This window comes from Sorangium sp. So ce117, from assembly GCF_051524395.1.
Lineage (GTDB): Bacteria > Myxococcota_A > Polyangia > Polyangiales > Polyangiaceae > Sorangium > Sorangium cellulosum_B.
Map to the genome: position 1 here is coordinate 9,433,189 of NZ_CP150309.1, position 26,926 is coordinate 9,460,114.

Here is a 26,926-nt window from a genome sequence, read left to right on the forward strand (position 1 = left end):
TTGGAGCCCCTAACGCGCCTGCACGTAGAGCGAGAACGGGATATTGCCCTCTCCGCCGGCGAAGGTCGCGTCAGGGACGTCGATCACGAACTCGTGCGTGCCGGCGCTCGCGGCGCCCCACGGGACGATCCGGGTGTCGATCACGTCGCCGGGGCACCAGTTGCTGAACGACTGCCACTTTTTGTCCGACTGCGGGGACGCCCCGTAGATGCCGTTGCCCTGGGTGTTGTACTTGCGAAACGGCTCGCACGACGTGCGCCCGGGCTTGTACTGCAAGGCCAGCTCGCCGTCGACGTACACGTAATGCTCGCGGCGAATGTACTCCTCGCCGCCCTGGTTGGCGCCGTGATTCGACGTGATCAACACGAGCTGTGCATTCTGTGTATCCGCCGGCAGTTCGAAGCTGACGGTCTTGCGGGTCGTGCCGACCTTGTCGCTGGCGCCCGTGGCGTAGTTGTTGAATTCTTCGCTGATCGCCAGCGGCAACAGGACGCTGAAGTCCTGGGCCTCCTGCGTGCTGTCGGTGTACAACAGCAGCGATCCGAGCTGCGTGTCATTGCGACCAGCGCACCCGGGGATCTCGTCGTTCGCGGCATAAGGCACGCCGAAGATGCCCAGTTCGAACCAGAAATCGTGTTCGGCCAGGAGGTCGGGGTCATTCAAGATCGGCACGAGGTTGCTGGCCTCCCATTCGTAGGGGACCGTCTTCGGCTGCTTGTTCATGTCCATGAACGGCGTGACGAACCGTGCGATCTCGATCCGGTCGACCTCGTCGGGAACGTAGGTCTGAGCGCCCTTGGGGACCAGCGCCAGGTTGACCGAGCCGAGTCGGTCGTAGTTATCGCACAGCGCTCCCACGACCACGCGGACCTTCAGGGTGGTCTGGATCCTGGCGAGCAGCTCGTCGGTCAACCTGGTCGCAACCAGCGAGTTGTTGTGGCGGATCACGCCGTCCGGGATCGGCTCGTCGACGGTCTCGGCGTAGCCGTCGTAGAACGTGATGTTCTCCAGCACCGGGACCTCCTCGGGCTCCTGGAGCGGCTCGTCGCCGCTGCCGCTGCTGCCGCCGCTGCCGCCGCTGCCGCCGCTGGCCGCAACGCCACCCGTGCCGCCACTGCCTGCGCTGGTCCCGGTCTCTGCGCTCGTGCTCCCGTTGCTCTCGGAGGTCCCGGTGCCTCCGCCAGTGCCCGCGTCAGAGCGCTGCTCGTCCGTGCACGCGGCGAGCAGGGCCAACGGACAGAGGTAGGGGAGCGCGCGACGCAGGTTCATTCGTCGAACTTATCAGATCGCCGGCTCGATGTCGTGCTGGAGCGGCGGCGGAGGTTGAGAGATCCGGGGGCGCGTACCAGGCCGAGCGTCTCCCTCCGGGGCTGGATTTATCCAGCGCAACAAGCGCCGTACTCACGTCGAGATCGTCCCGGCGAAACCGATGCTTGTGGATAAATAGGTAATACAATGGACGCGATGAACGAGTTGCTCTCCTTCCTGCAGCGGTTGCATGCTGGCCATCTTAGCTACACCCTCGCGCACAACCGAGATGAGTCGATCATGGTGCTCGTGGCGGTGCCGGGCGAACGGTGGGAGGTCGAGTTCTTTTCCGACGGAAGTGTGGAGGTCGAGGTCTTCACGAGCAACGGTAAAATCCTCGCCGGCGATGCGCTCGCGGGACTCTTTGCGAGGCATTCGAGCGCTGAGCATGAATGAAAAATTTCGAATCAAATAAAAGCTGAATCGAACCCAGGTTTGTGCTGGCTACCTCCCACGCCGGCCGGCCACCCGGCGCGTCGCGTGTGATGGTCCGGTGTCGGTGCTCATCGCGTCCCGCGTCGGGTCGGTGAAGAAGCCGGTCACGTGATGGCCGGTATTCACCCTTCACTGCCGGCACCCCCGCCGTTCTGGGTTGCGCTCGCCGGCGCGGGAGCGCCCGACGGCGCGGAGCCAGGCGGCGGCGCCGATCGCGACGGCGGCCAGCGGGGCGCTCCACCCTGGGCCGCCGGCGGCGGGCGGCGCCGCGCTGCAGCGGACCATCTGATCGTCGGCGCACTCGGGCGAGAACCCGTGCGGAGGGATGGGGTTGCAGGTCGACGTGGAGAGATCCCGAGGGGGGTAGATCTGGCAGATGCCCGCGATGTCGTCGTCGTGCAGCGTCCTGAAGTTCATCGGGTCCGCCCTGTCGTACCTCGAGTGCATGGTCGCCTCGGGGCCGGCCATGCTGTGGTCGAGGCCCAGGAAATGCCCTGCCTCGTGCGTGACGATGGCGAGCAGATCTTCCCTCGGCGCGGCGGAGTCGTCCCCGACGGTGAAATCGTAGAGATCGGTGTTGATCTCCATGTCGGCCCCCCAGAGATTACCGGTCTTCCTGTCGAACTGCACCGTCGTGAGCGCGAGCATCTCGCTGTTGTGCCCCGAGCTCGCGAGCCACTCCAGATCGCGGAAGACGACCACGTTGGTGTTGCCCGGCACGAGGCCATCGACGATCCTTGTCTTGCCGTCCCTCGCGTTGAGCTCCACCGCTCCGCAGGCGACGGGCCCGAGGTTCTGGACGCGGAGCCCCGGCGTTCCCCCGTCGCACGGCGCCTGCATCCACGTGTCGAACGCGGCCTCGAGCACGTCGGAGATCTCCTGGTAGGAGATCTCGCTGGACGCGTCTTCCTGGATGCTGAAGCCGATGCAATCGCCCGCCCAGCGGAGAGGCTTGCATTCGCCGACCGGCTGGTCGTCCTGCAGGCAGAGCTCCGACCTTTTGCAGGTGTTCGAGCGGCAGTAGGCCGACGCCTGCTGCGCGCTCGCCAGCACGGCGAGGGCGGCCGCCACGCAGGAGCACCATGCACGCTTCATCGACATCGACTCCTCCACGATCGGTTGACCCTACGCCGACGGTAGCAGCGCGCGGCGGGCGCGTGGGGATTTCGCCGGGGGCGCCCTTGCCGCCCGCTGGCCTTCCGCCATCCTGAGGTGATGGGGCATGCTCGTGGGTGAGGCGGGCGGCGGAGCCGATCCAGCGCAGGGCGGCGCGGCCCCGGCGCAGGACGGCGCGGCCCCGGCGCAGGGCGGCGCGGCGGCGCAGGACAGCGCGGCCCCGGCGCAGGGCGGCGCGGCGGCGCCGAGCTTCCTGTGCGACGCGATGCTGGGCGGCCTGTCGCGCTGGCTGCGCGGCGCGGGCTACGACGCCATGTTCGAGCACGGCATCGACGACGGCGATCTCGTGCGCCTCGCGCAGCAGACCGGCCGGGTGCTGTTGAGCTCCGACGCCGGCGTGTTCGAGCGGCGCTCCCTGCGCACCGCGGCCGTGCGCGGGCTCTACGTGCCGCGCGGGCTGCGGCCGACGGAGCAGGCCGGCTTCGTGCTGCGGGAGCTCGGGCTGCCCGTGCGGGATCCCCGCTGCATGGCGTGCGGCGGCGCGCTCACGGCCGCCCCGAAGGAGAGCGTCCGGGATGCGGTGCCGGCGGCGGTGGCGGATCGCCACGACGAGTTCTGGCGGTGCGATCGATGCGGCAAGGTCCTGTGGAAAGGCAGCCACTGGGGCGGCATCGTCGCCGGCGTGTCCGCCGCGGCCGGGGTGGCTGCCGCGACCGAGGCCCCTGCACCGCCGGCGGGCGGCCGAAAGCCTCCGCCGTGACGCGCCGCCGGGCACGCCTTCCCACCCGGCCTCGGTGAGGCGTCCGCCCTGACCGTCGGCGCCGGCGCGCCCGGCGCGCCGTCTTCGCCATTGCGGCCGTGCTCGCCCCCGGCGCCGTCCTTCGCGCCTGCGCCGGCCAGGCCTGCGTTGCTGGGTTCGGGTCGGCAGCGGCTCCTCGTCCTCTCCATCCCCGCGATTCGGGGTCCCGTCACCGCCTTTGCCGCCCGTCGATACTTGGTCGCTACACACGCTCGTCACGGCGGGCGCGCCGGTCACGGGGACTGCCGAGCAGGCGTCCTTCCCGATCCCGCCGATCTCCCTTTGCAATGGCAGTGCGAGCAAGTCGTCGCCGTCCCCCTTTCTCCACATTCAGAACCGAACAGCGTGTTCCGCCCGTGTGGCCCTCGGCCACACGGCGCTGCGCCGCTTGCCGGCAGTTCATCCGCCGCTCGCTTGTGGTGGGAGAGCGCGCATGCTACGCGGCTGGAAGCTTGGCAGTGTGGCCGAATGCGACCCGCTATATTTCAGAGCGGGTGCGACGGACGTGCCCGGACTTCGTGAACGAGCTCCTGCAGAACATCATGATACGAGCGTGGTGCTCCTATGTTTGCGTCAAGACCGGGACCTCGCCGCCCGAGGTCGTCGCCGTCGGTGCCGGCGCCATCTCGGCACTCAGGAACATCTACTTCGGACCCGTCTGTGTGCCGTATCCGTGAGCAGGAGCGACGATACCGTGAAGCCTACCCAACCGCGAGAGCCGCGCACCATCCGTCGAAGATCGGACCCTGACGACAAGGAGGGCGAGGCCCTCAACAACGCCTTCGACCTGTTGCGTGAGATGACCTCGGCCCGCAGGCTGTCGACCCTCGTGAGACGACCGACGCGCGCGGAAGTCCTCCTGGCGGCCGACGACTACATCGCGTATTTCCCGCTCGATGAGCCCCGCGAGCGAGCGCGAGAGCTCCGTGAAGCGGTTCTTACCTGGAGAGAGGGCGAGGAGGTCCCGCAGGCAGTGTACGAGGCGGCCCGGCGTTTCTGTCTTTCGCTCGGCATAAGGGTGCCCGCCTGCGGCTGGGAGAACGACGACGGCTACCAGGTCCGGGCGACGGATCGCGACACAGACGACGCGGAGCCGCCGCCCGAAGCGGAGGCCGTGGGCGCGCCGCGGGGTTACGGCGATGCGTCGAAGAAGGCGGCCCAGCTGGCCCAGGCACTCGCGGGCGCAGTGAACGTCGCCGAGCTGCTCGCCTCGCCGTTGCTCTGGGCCAAGGCGACGTCGTGGCCGTCGCGAGAGCATCTGGTCGAGCATATGGACCAGCTCCTGTCCGCATTCGGAACGGAGCTCGATCAACAGAAATTCGCCGCGCCCGCTCGGAGGCTTCGCGCGCTGCTCTCGGCCTGGGAACCGGGGCCCGAGATCCCCAAAGGCATCTCGAAGGCCGCCCGCGAGCTCCTCGCCGCACTGGGAATTGAAGAGCCTCCCGGCGGGTGGGACGCGCCCGAGGGGCCGCTGGAAGGACCAAGCAACGACAACGCATAAGGCCTGCTCGCCGGCAGCGCTGCACGTGACGGGAGCAGACGAGGCGCGATGGAAGTTCCCGGCGCAGACGGCGAGATGGGAGCGGCCGTCAACACAGCGGCTGGTCCTGGGGCGAGGCGATCGTCCTACCCTGTTCCCGACCGGTCAGGGGAACCGGTCGCGGCGCTCCCGCGCGCGCACCTACCGCGCGAAGCGCATCGTCTCGGCGGCGAAGCCGTCGCTGCCTCGGTTCGCCTTGTCGCGCGTCTCGTCCTCCACATCCGCGATGCCGCCCGGGCCCCCTTCGCCGATCTCGAACGTGACGCGATCCAGGGTGAGCTGCTCGTCGTCGGCATAGGCGATGCCGATCGAGGGCCCGCCGGCGCCGCCGCCGCCGTAGCCGCCCGTACCGCCCCAGCCGCCGTAGCCGCCTCGGCAGGCGTGTTCGCCGCCCTGGTCCGGCGGCTGCCCCGGCGGGCCTCCTTGCACGCCTTGCCCGCCCATCTGGCCTTCGCCTCCCCGGCCGCCGTAGCCGCCCTGGCCCGTGATGACCCGGGTCTCCCTCAGTGTCAGCTTGCTGCCCGCATGGGCGAAGATCGCGATGCTCGCGCCGCCCGCGCCGCCGCCACGGCCGCCCGAGCCGCCACAGCCGCCGCCGCCGCCCGAGCCGCCCGACGCGCCGCCCAGCGCCGCGTTGCCGCAGGCGCTCCGGCCGCCCGGCGCGCCGCCGCCGCCGCCGCCCCCCTGACCGGGCGCTCCCGTGCCGCCCTGGCGGCCGGGCACGCCTTCCCACCCGGCCTCGGTGAGGCGTCCACCATAACCGGCTGCGCCGGGCTCGCCCGGCGCGCCGTCATCCCCACGACGGCCGTCCGCGCACGGGGCGCCATCCTTCGCGCCCGCGCCGCCCAGGCCCGCTTCCCTGGGATTCGGGGCCGTCAGCGGCTTGCCGTCCTCGGCATCGCCACCGCGGTCCGGGGCCCCGTCGCCCCCTTTGCCGCCCGTCGACACCATGTCGCCGCATACGGTCGTCACCGCGGGCGCGCCGGCCACGGTCGCTGCCGAGCAAGCGTCCCTGCCGATCGCTCCGATCTCCCCGTACGCTGGCTGCGGATCAACGTAGACCGCATCCTGGCCGGCCTCGCCCGACCCGCCCCTGTCCGCCTCAATCACGCTCCGAAGCACCTCCACGACCGCGCCCGGCTGGAGCCTCATCGCGATGGAAGAGCGATCCGAATGCAGTCTGCGCTCGTGCTGCACATGCATGTCCACGATCGTGGATACGCCGTCGGTGGCCCCTTCGCCGTCGCCCAGTGCTGCCACCACGGTGATCGGGGGACCTCCAGCGTCCGGTGAAGCGAGGTTCGCCGGCTTGTTGGTCGCCCCTTCCGTGTAGTGTCTCCATCTCGACCAGCAAACGAAGCCGCCCCACAGATCGATGCCGGAGGGCAACGTGATGGCCTCGGTGTAAGCGTCGGTGCAGGCGAACACCCGCCCGCGCGCGTGCGGCGCGAGCGCGAGCGCCCGGGTGAGCGTCTTCACCGGCTTGTCCATCGTGCCAGGATTGCTGTCGTCTCCCCACGCCCGGCTGGCGAACACCCCGCAACCGGCTTGCACGCGCAGCGCGGCGAGGCCCTCGAGACATTCCTCCTCCGAGGGCGCGGCCGAGGGCTCTGGGTCGCAGGTGCCCCCCTCGGCGCACGGTGGGGCGAACGGCTCCGCTCCGCACCCCAGGGCGGCCGGAGAAGACAGCACGAGGACCCATGCAACGGCTGTGATCTTCATGATCTTCTCTCTGCCCATCCCCGTGCGAAATCCATCATCCGGGCGGCACGATCAGCTCGGGGAAATCCCAGAGCGTTGCGGCCTTGCCGCTCTCCCCGCTGGCTGTGTCCTCGGTTGGGTTGCCTCCGAGTCCCCCGGTGCCGGGGGCTCCGGTGCGCCCGAAAGCGCTCTCCGTGAGGTGAACGCTGCTGTCCACGCGCGCGACGGCTATGGAGACGCCCCCGAGCCCTCCGCCGCCATCGCCGCCTTTGCCGCCATCGCCACCCATCCCACCCTCGCATGCACGGTAGCCCGTGCCTGGGATAGTTCCACGGGCACCTTCCCCCCCGCCCCAACCACCCTCTTGCCCCTGCCCTCCGTTGCCGCCGCGACCGCCGTCCCCCGTGATGATGTCGGTCTTGTCCACCATGACGTGCGCATGCAGCGCGATGATCCCGAAGCTGCCACCCCCGTAGCCGCCGCCTCGGCCACCGCGTCCCCCGCAGCCGCCGCCCCCGCCCGAGCCGCCGGACGGTCCGCCTTGCGGATCCACCGGGCGGCACTTCCCGTTCGGCCCGACGCCACCACCGCCGCCGCCCCCCTGGCCGATCCCCCCGTTCTGGCCGTCCTTTCCCGAGAAACCCTGCCAGCCGCGCGCGCTAATGCTTCCGTACTTGAGCGGGTCGTCTACGCCCGTCCCGCCGCCGACCCCGTGCGCGCCGGCCTCCCCAGCGCCGCCATTCTTGCCGGGCGTGCAGGTCATCGGCCCGCCCGTTCCCCCTTCGCCGTTGTCGACCGAGCCAGGCGCTGGTGCCGGTGCGCCCGGCCCGCCGTCGCCGCCCGCAGCGACATCGCCGTCACCACCCGTGCCGCCGATGGATGTCGTGCCGTCCTCGCATACGGTGACCGCCGACGGAGCGCCCTCCGTCCAGTCCTCTAGGCACCCGTCCCCCCCCTTTTGGCCACCCGCCCCATCCGGCGCCCGCCATCCTTGCGGAGCGCTCTCCCCGTCCGCCCCATTCGCGCCGTTCCCCGCCAGGATCTCGCTCGACACCACGTCCACCGCGGCGCCCTCGCGCACGATCATCGCGATAGACGACCCGCTCAGGCGGATCGCGTCCGCCGCCACCAGCCGCACGCCGAACACGGCCGACGTCATGCTCGCCTCTCGCGCCTCCACGATGAGCGGCACCCGCTCCGGCCCCGGCGCGACCTCGGTGAAGTGGTCCTTGCCGCCCCAGGTCCACGCCGCCGTGGAGCAGTCCCGGCCGCCCCAGATCGCGACGCCCGACGGCAGCGTGACCGCCTCCTCGAAGTCCTCCGCGCACGCGTACACCCGCCGCGTCCCCCCAGGTTCCGACGCCTTCTCCACCGCGCGCTGCAGCGTCCGGACGGGCGCTTGCCTCGTCCCGTCGCTCGCGTCGTCCCCGCGCCGCGCGACGAACACCCCGCACCCGTCCTTCGCCGGGCTCGTCGCGGGATCGCCTTCACACGGAGACGCCGGCAGCGCCGGCGGCGTCTCGCCAGGGAGCGGCTCGCAGCTGTACGTCGTCGTGCAGTCCTCGGCATAGGAGCACCCTGCGCTCCCCGCGGCGCTCCCGCATCCGAGCGCGATCGCCGCGGCCGAACGCAGCATTCCTCGACCCTGCCTCCCGCGCGTCCCCATCACCCCTCGTCGTCTCACCACACGCCCCGAAGAACGAGCCCGGCCTGCGTTCCCGTCGCGCTCGGGACCACGTGAACGCCTGCACGGGCCGGCGTGCCGTCGAGGAGCCATCCCTCCACAAGGAACGATGCCGCCGTCGCGATCCCGAACACGGCCCCCGCTGCCAGCGCCACGTTGCCGAGCGTGGCGAACCGACCCCGCTCGGTCGCCTCTTTGCGGATCTCCGCGCACGCCGAGGGCGCGTTCGGCCCAAAACACGTCGTCGACGTCCATCCGCGCTGGCGGAGCACCACGTCCCGCTCGGCCAGGTTGCCGTCGATCACATCGGCCCGCAGCAGGAACACCGTGCCGGCCGCCAGCGCGGCCGTCACCAGCGCCGCGCCCCCGATCCGCAGCTCCGTCAGGGGAAGCGCCCGCCGCGCCGCTGGAGGAGGCGACGGCGCTGCCGGCCGCGCCGGACCGGCGCCGGCCGCCGTGAGCGCGCCGCGCTCCTGTGCGCTGCGCTCCGGCGCGCGAGGCAGCTTCAGGGTCAGCGAGCTGGCCTTGCCCGCCTGCCCGTCGAACGCGCCCACCGCCTCGCTGTGGCCATCCAGCCGCGCCCGCACGGTGTGCTGCCCCGGCTCCAGGAACAGCTCGTACGTCGGCGCCCGGCGACCCAGCGCTCTGCCGTCGACGAAGACCTCGGCGTCCGGTGGACTCACACCCAGATAGAGCGTCACCACCCGGCTCTCGGCCTTCAACAATCCTTCTTCGGCCCGCTCCGCCAACGGGCTGCGGAGCACGCCGCGGTGTCTCAAGCTCTGCGCCAGGTGGTCCGCCGCGTCTCGATAGCTGCCCAGCGCCAGCTCGCACAGGCCGAGCTCCGCGGCGATCTCGGCGCGCGCCGCGTCGGTCGTCCACGCCACGTCGGCCGCCTTCAGCGCCGCCTCGTACGCCGCCTCGGCCTCGGCCCATCGCCTGGCATCGCGCGCCTGCCGAGCACGGCGCAGCAGATCCTCCGCGGTCGATGTCTCCTGCGGCCCCGCAAGCCCATGGGCATCCTGCGCGCTCGCCACGCCCTCTAGCGCCACGACGACGCCGAGAAAGACGCACGGCAGGACGGAGAGGAGCGCATGGCGCACGCCGCCCCGGAATACTCCTGTGCGCGGGCCCATGTCAACGAGCAGGGACCCGCGAGCGCCGAGCCTCCTCGTATTTCGGCCTCGTGGTCCAGTGAGCTCACGATGGTCAGAAATCGTCCGTAAGCCACCGGATACACGAGAATTTCAGCAATGATGATACAATGCACGACTCCGCTCCGGAGGGCCTTTGAGGACGGAAAGAGCACCGCCCCCACGACGGCCGCTGGGCACGCGTTGAGACCCGCAGCCGGCGGAGGAGGAAACCTCACCGAGCCGCTCGGTCCTCTCTTCGGGCTCGCCCACCGTGGAGCCAGTCGCCGCGCTCCTTGCGAGGACTCGGTCGATTCTTTCGATTTTTTGACCGTCGAGCCGGGGCCGGATCGTCTGCTGGATCGTGGACCGACCAACGCCGACCTGCCCTGTACCCACCCGCGTGAGAGCGCTCATCAGCTACGCTGGCGTGCCCGAGCGGGACCGCGACGACGTCGCGCAAGACGCGATGGTGCGGCTCTGGGAGCGGCGGGAGCAGGCCCGATTGGCCAAGAACCCGAGCGCGTGGTGCGACAGCGTCGTCCTGAACACGGCCCGCGATCACCGGCGAGCGTCGCGCAGGCGCGAGGAGGCGCTCACGGGCCTCGACGAGGCGGCGCTCTGCGATGAGCGAGAGAGCCCCGAGGAGCACGCCATCGCTCGCCAGGAGGCGGAGCTGGTGCGGCAGTTCATCGAGGAGATCGGCGAGCGGCGCCGCGGGGTGTTCATCGCGTGCGAGCTGCTCGAGCGGCCGATCGCCGACGTCGCTCGAGAGCAGGAGATCCCGCTGGAAACGGCACGAAGTCGGCTGCGCCGGGCCTGGGAGGAGTTCGAAGAGGCGGCGGCCCGCTGGGAAGCGAGGCAACGACGCCGCGGCGCTCGCCGGCTGCGCGCCGCGCTGTTCCCGCCCTGGCTCCTGGAGCGGTGTTCCTGGCGGCCAGGTAGTCCCGCGCGCTGGATGGCGCGAGGGTTCGCCATCGCCTGCGCGGCGGCGCTCGGTGTGCTTGCCGTGGGCCCGGTGGAGCCCGTCGAGCTTCTCCGCCCCTGCATGGCTCCCCTGCTCTCCAGGAGGACGACCGGGCCGGCGACCGAAAAGACCGCGCGTAACCCCGCCGGGCCGGCGCGCGCGAGCGGCGCGCTGGGCGGGGCGATGATGGCCCCTCCGGCGCTGGATGGGGCGATGGCGGCCCCTGCCGTCCCCGCCATGCCGACAGGCTGGCCAGCGGCGCAGCGCCCGCGGATCAGCTCCCGCGAGCAGGAATTGATCGCCCGCGCACGGACGGCCATGGCGGCCGGTGATGCCGTGTCGCTCGTCGAGGCGCGACGCCTGCTGGAGGAGCACGGGCGGCGATTCCCGCGCGGTCGCCTGGCGGGTGAACGCGAGGCGCAGCTGGCCGGGCTCAGGTGATGACGGCGCCATAGGCATCGCTGCGCACACGGCGTGCCCTTTCGTCACGGAGGCGGTGCTGGACCACCGTGGTTCGCGGCCTTCGTCGCAGGGGATTGAGCACCTCCTGAGAGCGCGTCGCGCGCCGAGCGACGCCCGCAGAGGAGCGATCGTGTCCGCGCGCGGACGAGCGTTCGCGCGGAGCATTCACGTTTCACCTGGAGGCGAGCCATGGAGCTCCTGGCGCTGCCCCCGCGAGGGGTGATGATGCATTCCATCAGAACACACGTCTTCGCCAAGGAGGCGGCTCCTCCGGCGCGACACAACAGGACGGTTCTTTCGAGCGCATCCGGCGCGCCTCGCGCCGCGCAGCGGACGACGGCGCAGCCGGGACCTCGGAAGAACGAGGTGAAGCCTGCCGCGAGCCCGTCTCGGGCTCATGCGTTCCAATGCCTCTTTCAAGCAGAGACGATTCGGCGCGTTCGCCGGTGGCTCGCGCGGCTCCGTGTGCCCGAGCGCGATCGGCACGACCTGAGCCAGGACGTCTTCCTGGCGGCTATCATGAGCTTCGGCAACTATGACCCCTCGCGCGGCCCGAGCGCGCGGTGGCTGAACGGCCTCGCGGTGAACCTGGCTGCGCGTTACCACGCGAAGGCTCCTCGGCGGAACGAGGTCATCACGGATCCCGTGGAGCTGAGCGAGGGCGGCGGGGGTGCGACTGCCATCGAGTTCCTGCTCGCAGCGGAGCGGCGGCGCCTGATGAGATCACTCCTCCGGGAGCTGCCGTTCGAGCTGCGTTCCGTGCTGGTCCAGCGCGACCTCCACGAGATCTCCATGAGAGACATCGCCGAGACGAGAGCGATGCCCCTCAGCACGGCGTACAAGCGGCGCACGAGAGCGCTCCGGGGCGCGCAGGAAGCGCTCGCGAGGCGCCTCGCTGCGGAGGAGGAGCGCACAACAAAGCCCCGGGTTCACATGCCACCGGGGGCATGGTGAAGCAGCGAAAGAAAGAGCAGCCTCGCGAAACCGGACCCGATCACGGGCAGGCAGCCCGGCAGCCTCGCGACCGGATCCGGTCGCCGGCAAGCAGCTGGCTACAGGCACGTGTTGTCGACGACCACGCCGGTCTCCTGGAAGCGCACGGTCCCCGGCTCCCCGTCGAGCGTGACGGTGATATCCATGTCGATGATGCACGGGATGCCGGTGTTCGGCTCAGCCTCCCACGACATCGTCCCGGTGGCGCCGGTCACGGCATGCGTGCGCTCGTCGTCGGGCGGCATGCCCGGCTCGGTGCAATCGCCCATCTGGTCGGTGAGCGCCACGTCCAGCACGCCCCAGAAGTCCTCCAGCTCGACCCCGGCATAGAGCGGATCGCTGTCGGCGAACGCCGCGATCGAGATCGCCAGACACCGATCTTCTCGCAGGTCGGCGTGGTGCACATAGACACGGTCGTGATCGGCGATCACGTAATCTGCGCTTGCGCAAACCGTGTCCCTCGACGCGTTCACTCCGGCCGCGTGCGCCATGCACTCATTGCAATAGGTGCGCTGATCGCACCCGCAGACCCCCTGACATTCGTCCGGACATTCCCCGACCCTCGGCCTCGGCGTGCATTCGCCCTGCGCCTCTGCGGCGCACGCCAGGTCGGGCGTCGCGCAGTACTCCGTCTCGCCGCAGGTCGCTCCCGCGCTCCCTCCGCAGGCGACCGGCGCAGCGCCTCCGCTTCCGCCTCCGCCGTCGCCGGTCGCACCGCCGCCAGCGCTGCTGCTCGTGCTGCCGCCCGCGCCGCCCATGCCGCCCGCTCCGATCGGGGACACGTTTTCATCATCGCCGCAGGCGGCGAGGAGCAGTCCGCACAGCACGGAGCCAAGGAGTTCACGTCTCATGAACGGACTATGCCATGACCGCTCGCCGGAGAGGAGCGGCCACGGCGCTGTCATGGCCCTGCCTATCCCCGAGGCGCCTGGCCCTCCGCGGAGGCGCTGCCGCGCCGCCGCCGGCGGAGCGCGCCGGCCAGCGCCAGCGCGATGGCCGCGAGCGGCGCTCCGAGCGAGCCGTGCGCGCCGGCCACGGTGCAGCCGCACCCGCTGTCCGCGCCGGAGCCGCCCGCGGCGGCCCCGCCCGAGCCGCCGCCGCCCGAGCCGCCGACACCGCCGCTGCTGCTAGCCGTGGCGCCGCTGCCGGCCGGATCGGTGAGGCCGCCGCCCGCGCCGGAGTCCAGGCCCGCGCCCGTCGAGCCGCCGGTCCCGCTCGCCGCTGTCGTGCTCGTGTCCTCCACGCAAGCGCCGCCGGCGCAGGTCTGCCCGCTCGGGCACACCGCTCCAGCGCACGCGTCCACGCACGTGCCCGCGTCGCAGCGCTGGCCAGGCGGGCACTCGACGCCAACGCAGGCCGACTCTCTGCAAAGCCCGCTCGCCTCCTCACACGCGCGCCCGCTCGGGCACGGCGTGCACGGGCACTCCGGCTTGCACACGCCGCCGTCACAGACCGTGCCCTCCTCGCAAGTCACGGTGCTGCACGGGTCGACGCACACCCCGACCCGGCACACCGTCGGCGAGGGGCACTGCACTCCATCACAAGGCGCGCGGCACTGCCCGCCGACGCACACCTGGCCCGCGTCGCAGGCGACCTCGGCGCAGGCCGGCTCGACACAGAACCCCGCGGCATTACATGCCTTGTCCGAGGGGCACACGAACTCGCCCCTGCCGCACGCCTGCACGCACACGCCCCGGTCGCAGACGTGCTCCGGCGGGCAGAGGTCGCCTTCGTCGGCGGTGCCGTTGCAATCGTTGTCGAGCCCGTCGCAGGTCTCCTGCGACGACGGCACGAGCCCCTGGCAGGTGAGCCCATCCGCCGCGCACTGGGTCACCCCTGGCGCGCACACGCCGGGCAGCCCGGTGTCGCACGGCTCGCCGCCGCCGGTGCAGGTGAGGCCGCTGAAGAAGTAGACATAATCGTTGTAGTCGCCATCGTTGTTGAAGTCGCCAGGCTTCGGGCCGACGTTGCCATCCTCGAACGCGACGTAAAACGCGTTCGGCGTCACCGTCGAGGCATAGATGACGGCGGTGACCCAGGGCCCGGGCGTGGCGCAGCCCGTGCACACCTGATTCCAGCGCTGCTCGGAGTAGTGGGTCTGCGCGCCGATGAGGGCGAAGCCGATCTGCCCGCCCGCATAGGCTGGATTGCTCCGGATATCCGCGGCGGTGATGATGGTGCCGACCGAGGAGCCGGCGGGGACGATCTCGTGGATGTCGTCGATCGCCGGCGGCGCCGTGGCAGCGGGGTCGACGTTGTACCAGCCGACCCCGAGGCGAGAGCCTGTCTGCCGGAGCACCAGCTCCGCCGTGAAGCCGCAGAGCGGCGAGAACGTGGACGGCTCGGTGTTCCCATCGGCCTGGTAATCGAGCGCCTCCTCCCGGTTGGCGAACAGGGTGTAGAGCTGGACCTCGTTGTTCATCGAGTCCTGCGGCATGACGCTGCCGTTCGGCTGCGTGACCAGCGCGCTCGCGGGGAGCGACGAGAGGCCGATAAAGAGCGCTCCCGAAAGGCTCAAAGCGTATTTCATCACCTGGTGATACAGAGACGCGCGCCCCAGCGTCAACGGAAACATTCCGTGACAGCAGACAGGCGAAATGTCGGGCGCCCGCCTACAACACCGCTCCGGCCGGCCCGGGCGCTCAGGCGACGCTGCGCGCGGGCCCGGACGCGGGCGCGGCGCCGTACGTGGCGCGATAGCGCTCGTACCGATCGAGGAGCTCGCCCGTGGTCTTGGGCATCGGCACGCGCGCGCGCGTGATGTACGAGATCACGTTCTTGCCACGGACGATCAGCTCGACGCCCCGGGCCGCCTGCTCCCGCTCGTGAGGCGAGGCGTCCGCGCCGAGCAGCGGCTGGAAGCCGGCGAGCTTCTCCGCCGACACGACGAACGACGTCCAGACCTCGAAGATGTCGTCGTCGGTGCGCAGCGTCTCGCACTTGATCTTGGCCGCGTGCGCGAACTCGCGGGCCAGGCGGTCCAGCCCGGCGAACATCGGCGAGCCCGCGAAGGTGGCGATCATCGCGTCGCGAATGCCGTCGATCGCCCTCATGCTCTGGGCGATCTTGACATACCGGCTGTTGTAGAACGCCTCGATCGGGAACGAGAACGCCTTGAAGGGCTCGCCCCAGAGCTCGTCGAGCCCCTCCTCGCCGCTGCGGTGGAGCACCATCTTCCCGAGCGTCAGCGCCTCGAGGAGGTGCTCTCCACACTCGCGCATCAGGGCGTTGTCGGGCTCGATGGTGACCCCGAGCGCCTGGATCTCGACGAGCTTGGTGAAGATATCCGTCGCTCGATTGAAGATCGCGCCGGCGAGCATGGCGCCCTTGACGCGCTTCCGCTGCGGATCGGTCTCCGACTCGAAGGCGAGCCGCGCCTCGTCCAGCCGCTTCCCTGGGACGTTGATGCCGTGCTCGACGTGGTTGAACAGGCGCCGCGTCAGCGCCTCGATGAGGCGCTTCTTCGCGAGCAGCGTGTCGGCCGGCGCCTCGTAGGCCTTGATCCAGTAACCGTAGTAGTAGACCCGCAGCTGGCCGTCGATGATCTGCTTCTTCCCGAGCGGTATCGCGCTTTCCATGGCCCGCCTCCGATCGGCTGCCAGGCGGCGCCCCTGCGCGGGAGGCGCGCGGGGGAGCATGCCCGTGCGAAAGCCGAGTAGCATGGGCGCAAGGCGGCCCGCAAGACGTGAGCGACGCGATCCGGCGGAGTTCTCCGCCGGAAACCGGGACTTAACCGACAGGAAAGACAGCGGCTCGCGGCGTCGCCGCGGCCGAGCGCCGGCCCGCGCGCCCGCCGACCTCGGGGGCTACTGCGCGCACCCCTCGAGCTCGGCCATCATGCGCCAGAACGCCATGGCCTTGTTCTCGCAGGCGCCCTGGGTCGTGTGGGTGTGCTCGTATTCCGCGTTGCCGGAAGTCTCCACGTCGTAACGCGGGTGCTGCATCGGGATCTCGACGCCGTCCACCGTGATGGTGTGCCGCTCGCCGTCCGCGTGGACGTCGAGGTCCTCGAAGTCATAGAGGATCTTCCCATGCTCCCGGCAGAAATCGCGGATCTGCTGGTTGCGCTCCGTGCGGTTCACGCCGTTGTACTCCTCGTCACCGGGCCCCGTCATGTAGATGAAGGTCACCTCCGGGAACTCCTGCCCGAGCGCGTCGAGCACGTCGAGGTACCGCTGCACGTCCTCCTCGGTCTGCTCGGAGATCTCCGAGGACCACGCCCACATCGAGTACCGGATCTCCGGGTGCCCTCCGAGGATGGTGCGCACGTCGTCGATCCCGGCCTCGGTCGCCCAGTACTGCTCGCCCGGGATGAGGTCGGTGTCGATCATCCCGTCCCACATCAGGAAGGCGCCTTCCTGCTGCGGGACGTCGCAATACTCCGTCTCGAAGGCGTAGGTAGGGGTCTTCGCCTCGATGCTCTCGGCGCCGACGATGATCTGGAAGCCGTGCGAGCGGTGGGCGTAGTGGAAGACGAAGTCCCCCGACTTGAGCGCCTCGGCGCAGCTCGCCGGGATACCGTCCAGGCTCGCGTGCCGGTGGTCGAAGGTCCGCGCGTTCGCGGGATCGGGATTGGGATCGCCGCCGGACGCCGTCGTCACCCCGCCGCTCGAAGCCGACGCCGACGTCGACGCGCCGCCCGACCCGCTGGTCGCCCCGCCGCCCGACCCGCTGGTCGCCCCGCCGCCCGACCCCGCCGTGGTCGCCCCGCCGCCCGACCCGCTCGTCGCCCCGCCGCCCGTTCCAGTCGGGTCTGCCGGGCTGTCGTCTTCTCCACAGGCCAGCGCGCCGAGAGCGAGGGAGAGACCAGCTGCGATGATAGTTGAATTGCGAAATAATTTGTTCATTGCAGTGTGGATTCTAGACGGAGGCAAGGGGATCGCAATAGCTCTCGCGGGCGGTCTCGTGCTGCCGCGCGGGGGTTCGGAGGTCGGGGTGTCGTGGCTTTTTGGCGACGCCGACGCCGACGCCGACGCCGGCGCCGGCGCGGGCTCCGGCGGACCGCCGCGGAGGCCCGGCGTGCTGCGCTGCGCAAGCATGGCCCCCGGTGCTCCGCTCACGAACGCGCGCCGACGTTGCGCGCGCAGCGTCCGCGCTCGCCGTCATCCCGAGCACATCCCCCTCGCCGAACACCGCCGCTGTCAGGAACGTCACGCACCGGCGGCGCTCTCGACGCCCGCGTCGGACCCGGACCTGCCACGACGATCCGGGGAGCCATCTCGCGGCCGTGTCGAGCCCGAGGCGCCCGGAACGTGGCGCACAGAAGGATAATCCATCTGACATCTCCCGCCTCGTCGTGGCCGGCGCCTTTCCTATCCTGTACGCTCCCCTCGCCTCCCTCGGCTATCAGGAGGAAGCCATCACCATGCAGTTCGCTCCGGATTCCGTCGTAGGTGGGAAGTATCGTCTCGAACGACCTCTCTCGCACGGCGGGATGGGCTCGGTGTGGGTGGCGCGACACGTCAACTTGGGCTCTCTCGTCGCGGTCAAGTTCATGGACCCGACCTATGCTGCGTCGTCGACGTTCCTCGCTCGCTTCGAGCGTGAAGCCAGGATAGCGGCGAGCCTCCAGAGCCCACACGTCGTCTACGTCCAGGACTTTGGCGTCGACGACGACACTCCGTACCTCGTGATGGAGCTGCTTCAGGGCGAGGACCTGGGCACGCGCCTCTTGCGCGTCGGCCGGCTCTCTCTCGTGGACGCCACCCTGATCCTTGTGCAGGCCGGCAAGGCCATCCGTCGCGCGCACGACGCCGGCCTCGTCCATCGCGATCTCAAGCCTGCCAACCTGTTCCTCGTGCGCGTGGAGGGAGAGCAGGACGAGGTCGTCAAGATCCTCGACTTCGGCATCGTCAAGGACACCGGCGCAGCGCTGACGGAAGAGGTGACCCGCACCGGGGAGCTGCTCGGCTCGCCCCATTACATGAGCCCGGAGCAGGTCCGGGGCGAAAAGGACATCGATCAGCGCAGCGATCTCTGGTCGCTCGGGGTCATCCTCTTCTATGGCGTCACCGGCGAGCTGCCCTTTCAGGGGGCCCAGCTCGGCGCGGTGATCGCCAACATCCTGGTCGGTCAGGTGCCCAGCGCGTCCCTGATCGCGCCCGACCTGCCGCCGGAGATCGATGCCTTCTTCGCGCGGGCGCTGGCCCGCGAGCGGGCGGAGCGCTTCCAGTCGGTCGGAGAGATGATGGGCGAGCTCCGCCGTGTCGCGGGCATGGCGTCTCCATCGATTCCGGATCTACAATCCCCGTGCTCCGGCGTGCCGAGCACGGCTCGGCCGAGGCTCAGCGGGACGATAGCGCTCGACGTCGCCAAGCTCGACGAGCCGGCGGCCGCGCCCCGCTCGGCGAGGCCTGGCACCCTGACCGGCGCCGGATCGACGGCGCAGGAGGCCCGACTTCAGGGGCCTCAGCGCGCGAGGCTGGCGATCGGCATCGCGATGGCGATGCTCGTCGGCGCAAGCGTCACCATCGTGCTGCGTCGGGGCGGATCGAGCGCCGGGGGCGAGGCGGGCGCGAAGGTCGCCTCGGCCGGCGCGACGGCGTCGGAGGAGGTCGCCGCCAGCGCGTCGGCAGAGGTCGAGCGCTCCTCGGAGCCGCTGGAGAGCGTGACGCCCGCGGCGCCCCTTGCAGAGGCGACGGGCTCTGCAGCGGACGCCGCCGGCGAGACCGCGGCGCCACCGGCGCCCTCGACGTCCGCCACGGCAGCTCGGCCACCGTCGAGCCCCACGCCCAGGACACCGCACACGGGTGTCCCCGCTCCTTCCAGGAGGCCGCCGAACCCGCCGACGACCGCGCCGGGGCATGACCGCGCGCCCATTCCGGAGGTGCCCTTCTAGCGCGGAGACCCCTTGTTGGCATTTTTAGGAGAAGAAGAAATTGAACAGGGAGGCGAGGAGACGGGGAGAGTGATGGGATTTCGCTCCCCGTCTCCCCGACTCCCTGTGAATCCTCTCGAAAAAACCGAGGGGTCGCGTCAGCTCACCGGCAAGACACGTGTCAGCTCCGGGCGTTTCGCTGCCGGCGACGGAGCGTCAACAGCGCAAGGCCCATGGCGACGACCGCTGCGTACGAGCTCTTCGGCTTGGCATCGCCGGCGGTGACGGCGCACCCGCCCGTTTCACCCGATTCACCTGCAGACTCCGAGCCCGCGCCGGTGGTGGCGCTGTCCGCAGCGCCGCTCGTGCCGCTCGTGCTGCTCGGATCGCTGCCGCCCGTCGTGGTGACCTCGCCGCCGCCAGCGGGCTGCCCGCCAGAGCCGACGGTCACGCCCTCACCGGTGCTTCCGCCGTCCCCCGATGCGCCGCCGCTCCCCGCAGCAGGCCCGGCGCCGCCGACGTTCTGATCACCCCCGGAGCCGTCGCCCGAGCCACCCGTGCCGCCGCTGCCGGCAGCCTCGGAACAGTCGGTCTCCGGATCGGCGCCACCGGCCTTGTCGAGCCCGAAGAAGGCGAGGATGGCATCGGCCTCGTACGGCATGGAGTGCGCGCCGTTTCTTCCTGACCAGGCCTCGAACACCGTCTGGCCACACTCGTTCTTCCAGAACTGGCGATCGTAGGTGGTCCCGCTCGCGGTGATCATGTCGGTCGAGGACGGGGTCTCGCTCAGCTCGAGGACGTTCGTCCATTCCTTGATCGCCTCGGCCTGGTTCTTGTAGTTGATCGTCGCGTCCGCCGTGCCGTGGAAGATCTGGAGGCGCGGGCGATGCCCCGTGTACCCAGGAAACATCCCGCGGACCTGGTCTCCCCATTGCTGCGCCGACTTGCTCGTCCTGCCCCCCGCGCAGTTGTTGCTCCATTGCTGGCCCCCGTCGAAGCCGTCCGCCCAGCACCCGGCCGCCACCCCCGCCCTCGCCGCGCCGGCCCGGAAGATGTCCGGGTACACCGCCAGCATGGCTTGCGTCATCATCGCTCCGGACGAGCCGCCCATCACGTAGACGCGCTTCGGGTCGCCTTTGTACTTCTCGAGCGTGTACTTCACCATCTGAGCGACGGCCTGCGTGTCGCCGCCGCCGTCGTGGGTCAGCGATTTCGTCGTGCCCACGTCCCAGCAGTTCCGGCCGGTGGCCTCCGGAAGGATGATGATGAAGCCGTTCTTGTCGGCGCCCGCTTTGACACCCGAGATGCTGTTGAAGAACGAGCTCACCGGCGTGCTGCACGAGTGGCAGCCCACCACGATGGGCGGATTCTCGGCCAGCTTGTCGGGCACGTAGATGTTCATGTTGACGTAGCTCGGGACGCCGTTCGCTCCCCACGTCGCCCGGCTCACCGCCTGCACTGACGCCGCGTACACCGGCATGGCCGCGAACAGTCCCAGAGAGAACGACGCGACCACGAAAACGCGATTCTGAAATCGACGCATGTTCGATTACCTCTAAAGCTGACGTCACCGACGATGGCGCGCGATCGGTGCGCGATCGGCGCGCGGATGCTATCGACACAGGAACTTGGGCGCAAGCCGCTTTGGGTTCTTCCAGTCCGCGAAAATTGAACCAAGACCTTGCGCATCATGGCGCCTTCTCGCGCTGTGAATGGCCGTAAGCCCGCAGCTCACCCCTTCACGCCGGGCGGGCCGCCTTTCGACCTCGCTGCCGCGCACCGCTCTGCATAGACGGCCGGTGTGAAGCCGACCTGGGCCTTGAATTCCCGGATCAGGTGCGCTTGATCATGATACCCGAGCTCTTGCGCGAGCGCCGCCCACGCGACGGACGCGCCCGTGGCCACGCGCTCCGCGGCCTCCTGCACGCGTGACCGCCGGATGATCCACTTGGGCCCGACGCCGATGTACCGCTCGAACGCGCGGTGCAGCGTGCGCACGGAGACGCCCGCGATCCGGGCGAGATCCTCGGCGCGGTGGATGTCGCGGTCTTCCTGCGCGCGGACGGCGAGCGCCATCGCCTCGTCGAGCCCGGCGTCCTCCGGGCCCTTGCGCGCGCGCAGGAGCTCCTCCACCGCGCGGATCGCGACGGCGTCGTCCGGCTGGTCGAGCGCGGCGCGCTCGAGCGGCCCGGCTGCGCCGCCGAAGATCTCGGCGAGGGGGACGACGCTGTCGACCAGGCGGCGCATGGGGAGGGGCGCGAACGGGAAGAAACCGCCTGGCTTGAACTTCGTCGCGACGACGCGCCCCGTGCCCTCGAGCCGGACGACCTCGCGGCGGGTTCCGATGCCGTGCACCGCCGAGCCCGGCGCCTCGATGGCCAGGTTGACGCAGGGGTGCGGCAAGAGCTCCTGCTCGAACGGCCCGGTGAGCGACCAGCGGACGACCCAGTGCCAGTCGACGAGCCTGGCCAGGTCCGGCGCGGGCGCGTGGCGGTGCAGCTCGAAGCGCTGGAGACCTGCGGCCGGGTTCAGGATGCCGCGGGTGGGGTCCTCGGGGGTGATGCTCGGGCTCATGATCGCGCGTGGCGCTGTTTTACAATACCGCGCCTGGCCCGGGCAGTAGCGTCCGCCCCGGAGGCAACAACATGGCTGATTCGACCACGACCCCGAGGGGCAACCTCGTCTTGTTCCATTCACCGAACTCGCGCTCGGTGGGCACGCGCATCCTGCTCGAGGAGCTGGGCGCGCCCCACGAGCTCCGCGTGCTGAACATGAAGGCCGGGGAGCAGCGCAAGGCCCCTTACCTCGCCGTGAACCCGCTCGGCAAGGTGCCCGCGATCCTGCACGACGGCGCGCTCGTCACCGAGCAGGTCGCGATCGTCATTTACCTCGCCGATCTGTTCCCGGAGGCCGGCCTGACCCCGGCCATCGGGGATCCGCTGCGCGGGCCGTACCTCCGGTGGATCGCGTACTACGGGTCGTGCTTCGAGCCGGCCGTCGTCGATCGGGCGATGAAGCGCGATCCGGCCCCGGCCGCGACGTCTCCGTACGGAGATTTCGATACGATGTTCGGCGTGGTGGCGGAGGCGCTCCGGAAGGGGCCGTACCTGCTCGGCGATCGATTCTCGGCGGCCGACGTCCTCTGGGGCAAGGCGCTGGAGTGGATGGTGAAGTTCAAGCTCGTGCCCGAGCTGCCGGAGGTGACGGACTACGTCGCGCGGGTGTGCAGCCGGCCGGCGTTCGCGCGGATCGCGGCGAAGGACGCAGAGCTCGCCGCGGCGCACGAGGCCGCGGCCGCAGCGGAGGCGCGGGCGAGCTGATCGCCGCCCTGGCTGCCGTCTACTCCGGCTGCCCCCCCAGCTGCTTCACCGCCCTCGATCCCGCCTCGATCCCGCGCCGCAGGCACTCCGCCTCGCGCGCGCCCTGGAGCTCCGCGGTGATGAACCCGGCCGCGAACGCGTCGCCGGCCCCGGTCGAGTCCACCACCTCGACCCGAGGCGCCGGCTCGTCGAGGCGCACGCCCTGCCGTCCGCCCACCGCCGCGCCCCGCGCGCCACGCTTGATGATCACCCGCTCGAAATAGGCGCCCAGCGCGATCATCTGCGCTGTGAGGTCCCCCGTGCCCGAGAGCGCCTCTGCCTCGTCGGCGTTGGCGAGCAGCGTCGACATCCCTCGTGTCCACTCAAGGAAGCTCCCGACCCCCACCTCCCGCAGAAAGCCCACGGACGCGGCGTCGAGGGCGATCGGGACGCCGCGGCGCCGCGCCTCTTCGGCGAGCCGCAGCACGGCCTGCCGAGGCCCTTCGGCAAAGAGCGAGTACCCCGAGAGGAGCACCAGCCGCGTCTCGTCCAGGAGCCCCACCGGCATGTCCGAAGGCTCGAGCGCGAGGTTCGCCCCACGGTCGGTAAGGAAGCTCCGCTCCCCGTCGGCGTCGACGAGGATGACCAGCACGCCCGACGGACTCTGCGGGTCGGCCGCGAGGATCGGATCGACATGAAAGCCCTTGAAATAGGCTTCGAGATGCGGCTTGTCCCTGGCTCCGACCCGGGCGACGAACGACACCTTCGCTCCCATCGAGCCGAGCCACACCGCCTGGTTGGCCCCCGAGCCTCCGGGGCGGCTCTCGATCTTGGCGCGCCGGTCCGAGCCGCGCACCAGCGGCCCCTCGGGGCGGACGATCACGTCCGTCATCACGTCGCCCACCACGAGCACGCGGCCGGCCTCGCTCATGCCTTCGACTTCGACTTCGACTTCGACTTGGGCCTGGCCCCGAGCTCGCTCATCGCCACCGCGATCTCCGCCGCCACCGCCGCGTTGTTCTCGACCAGCGCGATGTTCGCGATGAGGCTCTTGCCCTCGGTGAGCTCGAAGATGCGCTTCAAGAGGAACGGCGTCAGGTCCTTGCGGCTCACCCCCTCTGCCTCGGCGCACCGGATCGCCTCCTCGATCCGCGCCTCGATCGCCCTGGCGTCCATCGCATGGCTCTCGGGGATCGGGTTGGCCACCAGGACGCCGCCCATGCCGAGCTCGAACTGCAGCGCGATGACCCTGGCCGCCTGCTCGGCGCTCTCGATCCTGTGGTCCACCTTCTGCCCGCTCTGCCGCGCCCAGAAGGCCGGGAAATCCTCCGTCCTGTAGCCCAGGACCGGCACGCCATGGGTCTCCAGTGTCTCCAGCGTCTTGGGGATATCGAGGATCGACTTGGCCCCCGCGCAGACCACCGCCACCTGCGTCTGACTCAGCTCCTCGAGGTCGGCGGAGATGTCGAAGGTCGTCTCCGCCCCGCGATGCACGCCGCCGATGCCCCCGGTGGCGAACACCTGGATACCGGCCCAGGCCGCCGCCATCATCGTGGTCGCCACGGTCGTTCCGGCCAGCCCGCCAAGGACGAGGAGCGCCGCCACGTCGCGCCGTGAGGCCTTGGCCGCCTTGCCGCCCCCCCTGGCCAGCCGCTCGAGATCTTCTCCCTTCACCCCCACCCTGAGCTTGCCGTCCATGATGGCGATCGTCGCCGGCACGGCGCCGTTCCGGCGGACTACCGCCTCCACGCGCTGCACCATCTCGAGGTTCTGCGGATACGGCATGCCGTGCGTGATGATGGTCGACTCCAGCGCGACCACCGGCCGGCCGTCAGCGAGCGCTTTCCTGATCTCGGGTGAGATGGAGAGATAGTCCTTGATCGACACGCGGAGATCCTTGGGCGGCGAGGGTTTGGCGGCTATAGAGGCACCGGGCACGAGCGTCAAATTCTGCCGTGTTCAGGAGGTTTCAGTCCGTTTATCGCTCTAGGACCCGGTGGACTGGTACCGCCGCTCCCCGAACCGCCAGATGCGCAGCGACACGAGCAGGAACGCCACCCCCACGAGCGGCGACGCCCAGCGCGCCGCCTCGGGCAGCGCGGGGACCGTGGGGCGATCGAGCAGCGCGCCCGCGGGGATGTAGCTCACGAACGCGAGTGGCACGACGAACGTGAAGAAGCGCCGGAACCAGTCGCGGTACAGGGTCAGCGGGTACTGCGCCGCCTCCGTGCCGCCATAGGTCAACGCGTTCATGATCTCCAGCGACTCGACCGTCCAGAAGCACAGCGTGGCCTGGAGCACGAGGAGCCCGTAAAACACGCAGGCCCCGCCGACGATCGCGCCGGCGAGCAGCGCCAGCCTGGCCGCTGTCCACCCCACGCTCAGCGCGCTGCCGGCCCACACGAGCATCACGAGGCCGACCGCGAGCCGCCCTGCGCGCAGGAACTGGAACTCCCCGGTGGCGACCTGGAACGCCGTGGAGCGCGGGCGCAGGAGGAGCCGGTCGAAATCGCCCGATTTCACCATCGCGGAGAAGGTGTCGAACCCGCGGCCGAACGACTCGGCGAGCGCGAACGAGACGTTGACGAGGCCGAACAGCAGCGCCACCTCCGCGAAGCGCCACCCTCGGACCGCGCCGAACCGGTCGAACAGCGCCCACGCCCCGAGCAGCTCGATGCCCACCGTGATGAACTGCCCGACAGACCACATCACGAACGACGCGCGATACTGCATCTGCGCCCGCAGCGACGCGGCGGCGAGCCGGAGGTAAAGCCTCGTTGCATCGAGCGACATCTCGTCTGTTCCTCGCCCTCGCCCTCGCCCCTCAACCGCCCTGCACCACGAGCCGGCGCAGGCCGCGCGCGACCATCGCCCTGCCGAGCGCCACGAACGCGGCGGTCCACAGCGCCTGGTGCAGCAGCACGCCGGGGAGCGCCCCCGCGGGCAGGTGCCCGAGGTAGAGCCGGAACGGCGCGTCGACCATGCCCCGGAACGGCAGCGCGTCGAACCACGGCAGCATCCACGCCGGAAACAGCGGCAGCGGCACGATCATGCCGGAGGCGACGAGGACGAGCGACGGCACGATCCGCGCGATGCCGTCACCGGACGTCGTCCACAGCATCGTCGACGTCACCGCCGTCGCGAACGCGCCCACGAGCGCCGCCGCGCCGACCATCGCCGCCGCCCACGCGCCCGCGGCGGCCAGCGACGGCGGCAGCCCCATCCCGAGGAGCGGCACCGCGACCGCGAACATGGGGACCGCGCGCAGCAGCGTCGGCGCGACGCGCGCGGCGAGCGCGCGGGCGAGCCAGAGCGCGTGAAGATCGAGCGGGCGCGCCAGCTCGTAGCCCACCGCGCCGGTGCGGATCAGCTCGCGCACCTCGGGGTCGGGGTTCGTCGAGAACGGCAGCAGCTGGAAGAACGCCTGTCCGAGCCACGTGTACGTGATCGCCTGTCCGAGCTCCATCGGCGGCGGCGCGCCCGAGACGGCGTTCCCGTAGAACGCCTCGAGCACCATGACCTTGATGAACCCCCAGAACAGCTGCGTGCCGAACCCGGCCGCGGCGGCGGCGCGGTACTGCAGGAGCGCGCGGCAGCGCGCCCGGAACACGGCGGCACAGGCGGCGAAATTGGCCGCAAAGCGCTCGAACGGCGCGCTCACGGCGGCGCCCCCGCCTCGCCGCCCTCGCCGTAGAGCCGCGCCACGATCTCGTCGATGGGCGGGTTCTGCACCAGGAGGTCGCGCACCGGAGTGCGGGCCGTGACGCGCCCGACCAGCTCCGCCGTCGAGATCGCGGCGGGGTCGAAGCGCAGCGTCACGCGGGCGCCCTCCCGGCGGATCACCTCGGCGCCCGGCTCGGCGATCTCCGCGGCGGGGTCCGCCAGGTCCACGATGAGCCAGCGCTCGGCGGTGACCTGCGCGCGCAGCGCCTCGAGCGAGCCGTCCGAGAGCACCCGCCCCCCGGCGATGAGGATGACCCGCGAGCAGAGGGCCTCGATGTCATCCATGTCGTGCGTCGTCAGGATCACCGTGACGCCGCGCTCGCGGTTGAGCCGCTGCACGAAGCGCCGCACCGCGAGCTTCGAGACGGCGTCGAGGCCAATCGTGGGCTCGTCGAGGAAGAGCAGGTCGGGCGCGTGGAGCAGCGCGGCCGCGAGATCGCACCGCATGCGCTGGCCGAGGCTGAGCTGCCGCACCGGCGTGTCGAGCAGCGGCCCGAGATCGAGCATCGCGACGAGCTCGTCGCGCGCGCGGGCGTGATCGGCCGCGCCGACGCGGTAGATGTCCCGGAGGAGCTCGAACGAGTCGATCACCGGCAGATCCCACAGGAGCTGGGTGCGCTGGCCGAACACGACGCCGAGGCGCCCCACGTGCGCGATGCGCTCGCGCCACGGGACGCGGCCGGCCACCTCGCATCGCCCCGAGTCCGGCACGAGGATGCCCGCCAGGATCTTGACCGTCGTCGACTTGCCGGCGCCGTTCGGCCCGATGTACCCGACGAGCTCGCCCCGCTCGAGCGAGAACGAGACGCCCGCGAGCGCTTCGACGGCGCGGTAGCGCGGGCGCACGAGCCCGGCGAGCGCGCCCAGGGCGCCCGGCCGGCGCTCGGCCACCCGGTACGCCTTGCGCAGGTCCTCGACGACGATCAGCGGCATGACGGCGGCAAGGGTC

The 26,926-nt window shown here is 70.7% G+C and carries 24 protein-coding genes; 8 read left to right on the top strand and 16 right to left on the bottom strand.

The genetic code is table 11. The features are described 5' to 3' along the window. Positions 1-9: 9 nt before the first annotated feature. The gene (locus WMF46_RS35400; protein ID WP_437981239.1) at positions 10-1,269 is read right to left on the bottom strand and encodes a peptide-N-glycosidase F-related protein; all 1,260 of its coding nucleotides are present in this window, start codon (positions 1,267-1,269) and stop codon (positions 10-12) included. A 195-nt stretch (positions 1,270-1,464) separates the two neighbouring features. On the opposite strand from WMF46_RS35400, the gene WMF46_RS35405 reads away from it, so the two are divergent. Next, positions 1,465-1,704, top strand: coding sequence for a hypothetical protein (locus WMF46_RS35405; protein WP_437981240.1), 240 nt, complete (start codon positions 1,465-1,467; stop codon positions 1,702-1,704). A 168-nt stretch (positions 1,705-1,872) separates the two neighbouring features. Here the strand turns inward: WMF46_RS35405 and WMF46_RS35410 are convergent, their stop codons facing one another. After that, positions 1,873-2,838, bottom strand: coding sequence for a matrixin family metalloprotease (locus WMF46_RS35410; protein WP_437981241.1), 966 nt, complete (start codon positions 2,836-2,838; stop codon positions 1,873-1,875). A gap of 127 nt (positions 2,839-2,965) precedes the next feature. Here WMF46_RS35410 and WMF46_RS35415 point away from each other — a divergent pair, with 127 nt between their 5' ends. From WMF46_RS35415 to WMF46_RS35425, 3 genes are all read left to right on the top strand, one after another. After that, entirely contained in the window at positions 2,966-3,619 is a 654-nt protein-coding gene (locus tag WMF46_RS35415) for a Mut7-C RNAse domain-containing protein (protein WP_437981242.1), read from the top strand. Between the two features lie 533 nt (positions 3,620-4,152). Continuing rightward, complete coding sequence (locus WMF46_RS35420; protein ID WP_437981243.1) at positions 4,153-4,335, top strand: hypothetical protein; 183 nt, start codon at positions 4,153-4,155, stop codon at positions 4,333-4,335. Positions 4,336-4,631: 296 nt separating this feature from the next. Beyond that, the gene (locus WMF46_RS35425; protein WP_437981244.1) at positions 4,632-5,159 is read left to right on the top strand and encodes a hypothetical protein; all 528 of its coding nucleotides are present in this window, start codon (positions 4,632-4,634) and stop codon (positions 5,157-5,159) included. A 180-nt stretch (positions 5,160-5,339) separates the two neighbouring features. Here the strand turns inward: WMF46_RS35425 and WMF46_RS35430 are convergent, their stop codons facing one another. From WMF46_RS35430 to WMF46_RS35440, 3 genes are read right to left on the bottom strand one after another with little or no spacing between them, the layout of a single operon-like run. After that, entirely contained in the window at positions 5,340-6,920 is a 1,581-nt protein-coding gene (locus tag WMF46_RS35430; RefSeq protein ID WP_437981245.1) for a hypothetical protein, read from the bottom strand. Between the two features lie 34 nt (positions 6,921-6,954). Next, positions 6,955-8,535, bottom strand: coding sequence for a hypothetical protein (locus WMF46_RS35435; RefSeq protein ID WP_437981246.1), 1,581 nt, complete (start codon positions 8,533-8,535; stop codon positions 6,955-6,957). Positions 8,536-8,579: 44 nt separating this feature from the next. After that, positions 8,580-9,686 carry a PEGA domain-containing protein gene (locus WMF46_RS35440; RefSeq protein WP_437981247.1) on the bottom strand — a complete coding sequence of 369 codons (1,107 nt, stop codon included), beginning with the start codon at positions 9,684-9,686 and terminating at the stop codon, positions 8,580-8,582. Positions 9,687-10,119: 433 nt separating this feature from the next. Here WMF46_RS35440 and WMF46_RS35445 point away from each other — a divergent pair, with 433 nt between their 5' ends. Both WMF46_RS35445 and WMF46_RS35450 read left to right on the top strand, forming a co-directional pair. Continuing rightward, positions 10,120-11,124, top strand: a complete 1,005-nt coding sequence (locus WMF46_RS35445; RefSeq protein WP_437981248.1) for an RNA polymerase sigma factor — start codon at positions 10,120-10,122, stop codon at positions 11,122-11,124. 246 nt (positions 11,125-11,370) lie between these two features. After that, complete coding sequence (locus WMF46_RS35450; RefSeq protein ID WP_437987969.1) at positions 11,371-12,099, top strand: RNA polymerase sigma factor; 729 nt, start codon at positions 11,371-11,373, stop codon at positions 12,097-12,099. Positions 12,100-12,197: 98 nt separating this feature from the next. On the opposite strand, the gene WMF46_RS35455 is transcribed toward WMF46_RS35450, so the two are convergent. The 4 genes from WMF46_RS35455 to WMF46_RS35470 form a co-directional block, all read right to left on the bottom strand. Beyond that, positions 12,198-12,920, bottom strand: a complete 723-nt coding sequence (locus WMF46_RS35455; protein ID WP_437981249.1) for a hypothetical protein — start codon at positions 12,918-12,920, stop codon at positions 12,198-12,200. 131 nt (positions 12,921-13,051) lie between these two features. Then, positions 13,052-14,668: an MYXO-CTERM sorting domain-containing protein gene (locus WMF46_RS35460; RefSeq protein ID WP_437981250.1), complete on the bottom strand. Its 1,617-nt coding sequence runs from the start codon at positions 14,666-14,668 to the stop codon at positions 13,052-13,054. 112 nt (positions 14,669-14,780) lie between these two features. Continuing rightward, on the bottom strand, positions 14,781-15,716 hold the full coding sequence (locus WMF46_RS35465) for a hypothetical protein (RefSeq protein WP_437981251.1): 936 nt from the start codon (positions 15,714-15,716) through the stop codon (positions 14,781-14,783). Positions 15,717-15,944: 228 nt separating this feature from the next. After that, complete coding sequence (locus tag WMF46_RS35470; protein ID WP_437981252.1) at positions 15,945-16,739, bottom strand: hypothetical protein; 795 nt, start codon at positions 16,737-16,739, stop codon at positions 15,945-15,947. 764 nt (positions 16,740-17,503) lie between these two features. Between WMF46_RS35470 and WMF46_RS35475 the strand changes: the two genes are divergently transcribed. Next, positions 17,504-18,976, top strand: a complete 1,473-nt coding sequence (locus WMF46_RS35475) for a protein kinase domain-containing protein (RefSeq protein ID WP_437981253.1) — start codon at positions 17,504-17,506, stop codon at positions 18,974-18,976. 160 nt (positions 18,977-19,136) lie between these two features. On the opposite strand, the gene WMF46_RS35480 is transcribed toward WMF46_RS35475, so the two are convergent. Together WMF46_RS35480 and WMF46_RS35485 are read right to left on the bottom strand one after the other, a co-directional pair. After that, on the bottom strand, positions 19,137-20,498 hold the full coding sequence (locus WMF46_RS35480) for an extracellular catalytic domain type 1 short-chain-length polyhydroxyalkanoate depolymerase (RefSeq protein WP_437981254.1): 1,362 nt from the start codon (positions 20,496-20,498) through the stop codon (positions 19,137-19,139). A gap of 188 nt (positions 20,499-20,686) precedes the next feature. Continuing rightward, positions 20,687-21,529 (bottom strand): DUF6597 domain-containing transcriptional factor, encoded by an 843-nt coding sequence (locus WMF46_RS35485; protein ID WP_437981255.1) that lies wholly within the window; start codon positions 21,527-21,529, stop codon positions 20,687-20,689. 71 nt (positions 21,530-21,600) lie between these two features. Between WMF46_RS35485 and WMF46_RS35490 the strand changes: the two genes are divergently transcribed. Then, on the top strand, positions 21,601-22,275 hold the full coding sequence (locus WMF46_RS35490) for a glutathione S-transferase family protein (protein ID WP_437852330.1): 675 nt from the start codon (positions 21,601-21,603) through the stop codon (positions 22,273-22,275). Positions 22,276-22,294: 19 nt separating this feature from the next. On the opposite strand, the gene WMF46_RS35495 is transcribed toward WMF46_RS35490, so the two are convergent. The 5 genes from WMF46_RS35495 to WMF46_RS35515 all read right to left on the bottom strand — a co-directional run bounded on the left by WMF46_RS35495 (position 22,295) and on the right by WMF46_RS35515 (position 26,910). Next, the gene (locus WMF46_RS35495; protein ID WP_437981256.1) at positions 22,295-23,185 is read right to left on the bottom strand and encodes a carbohydrate kinase family protein; all 891 of its coding nucleotides are present in this window, start codon (positions 23,183-23,185) and stop codon (positions 22,295-22,297) included. Further along, positions 23,182-24,135: a pseudouridine-5'-phosphate glycosidase gene (locus WMF46_RS35500; RefSeq protein ID WP_437987970.1), complete on the bottom strand. Its 954-nt coding sequence runs from the start codon at positions 24,133-24,135 to the stop codon at positions 23,182-23,184. The genes WMF46_RS35495 and WMF46_RS35500 overlap by 4 nt, the downstream gene beginning before the upstream one ends. A gap of 105 nt (positions 24,136-24,240) precedes the next feature. Further along, positions 24,241-25,047, bottom strand: coding sequence for an ABC transporter permease (locus WMF46_RS35505; RefSeq protein WP_437981257.1), 807 nt, complete (start codon positions 25,045-25,047; stop codon positions 24,241-24,243). 31 nt (positions 25,048-25,078) lie between these two features. Beyond that, on the bottom strand, positions 25,079-25,915 hold the full coding sequence (locus tag WMF46_RS35510; RefSeq protein WP_437981258.1) for an ABC transporter permease: 837 nt from the start codon (positions 25,913-25,915) through the stop codon (positions 25,079-25,081). Next, positions 25,912-26,910 (bottom strand): ABC transporter ATP-binding protein, encoded by a 999-nt coding sequence (locus WMF46_RS35515; RefSeq protein WP_437981259.1) that lies wholly within the window; start codon positions 26,908-26,910, stop codon positions 25,912-25,914. The genes WMF46_RS35510 and WMF46_RS35515 overlap by 4 nt, the downstream gene beginning before the upstream one ends. Between the last annotated feature and the right edge of the window lie 16 nt (positions 26,911-26,926).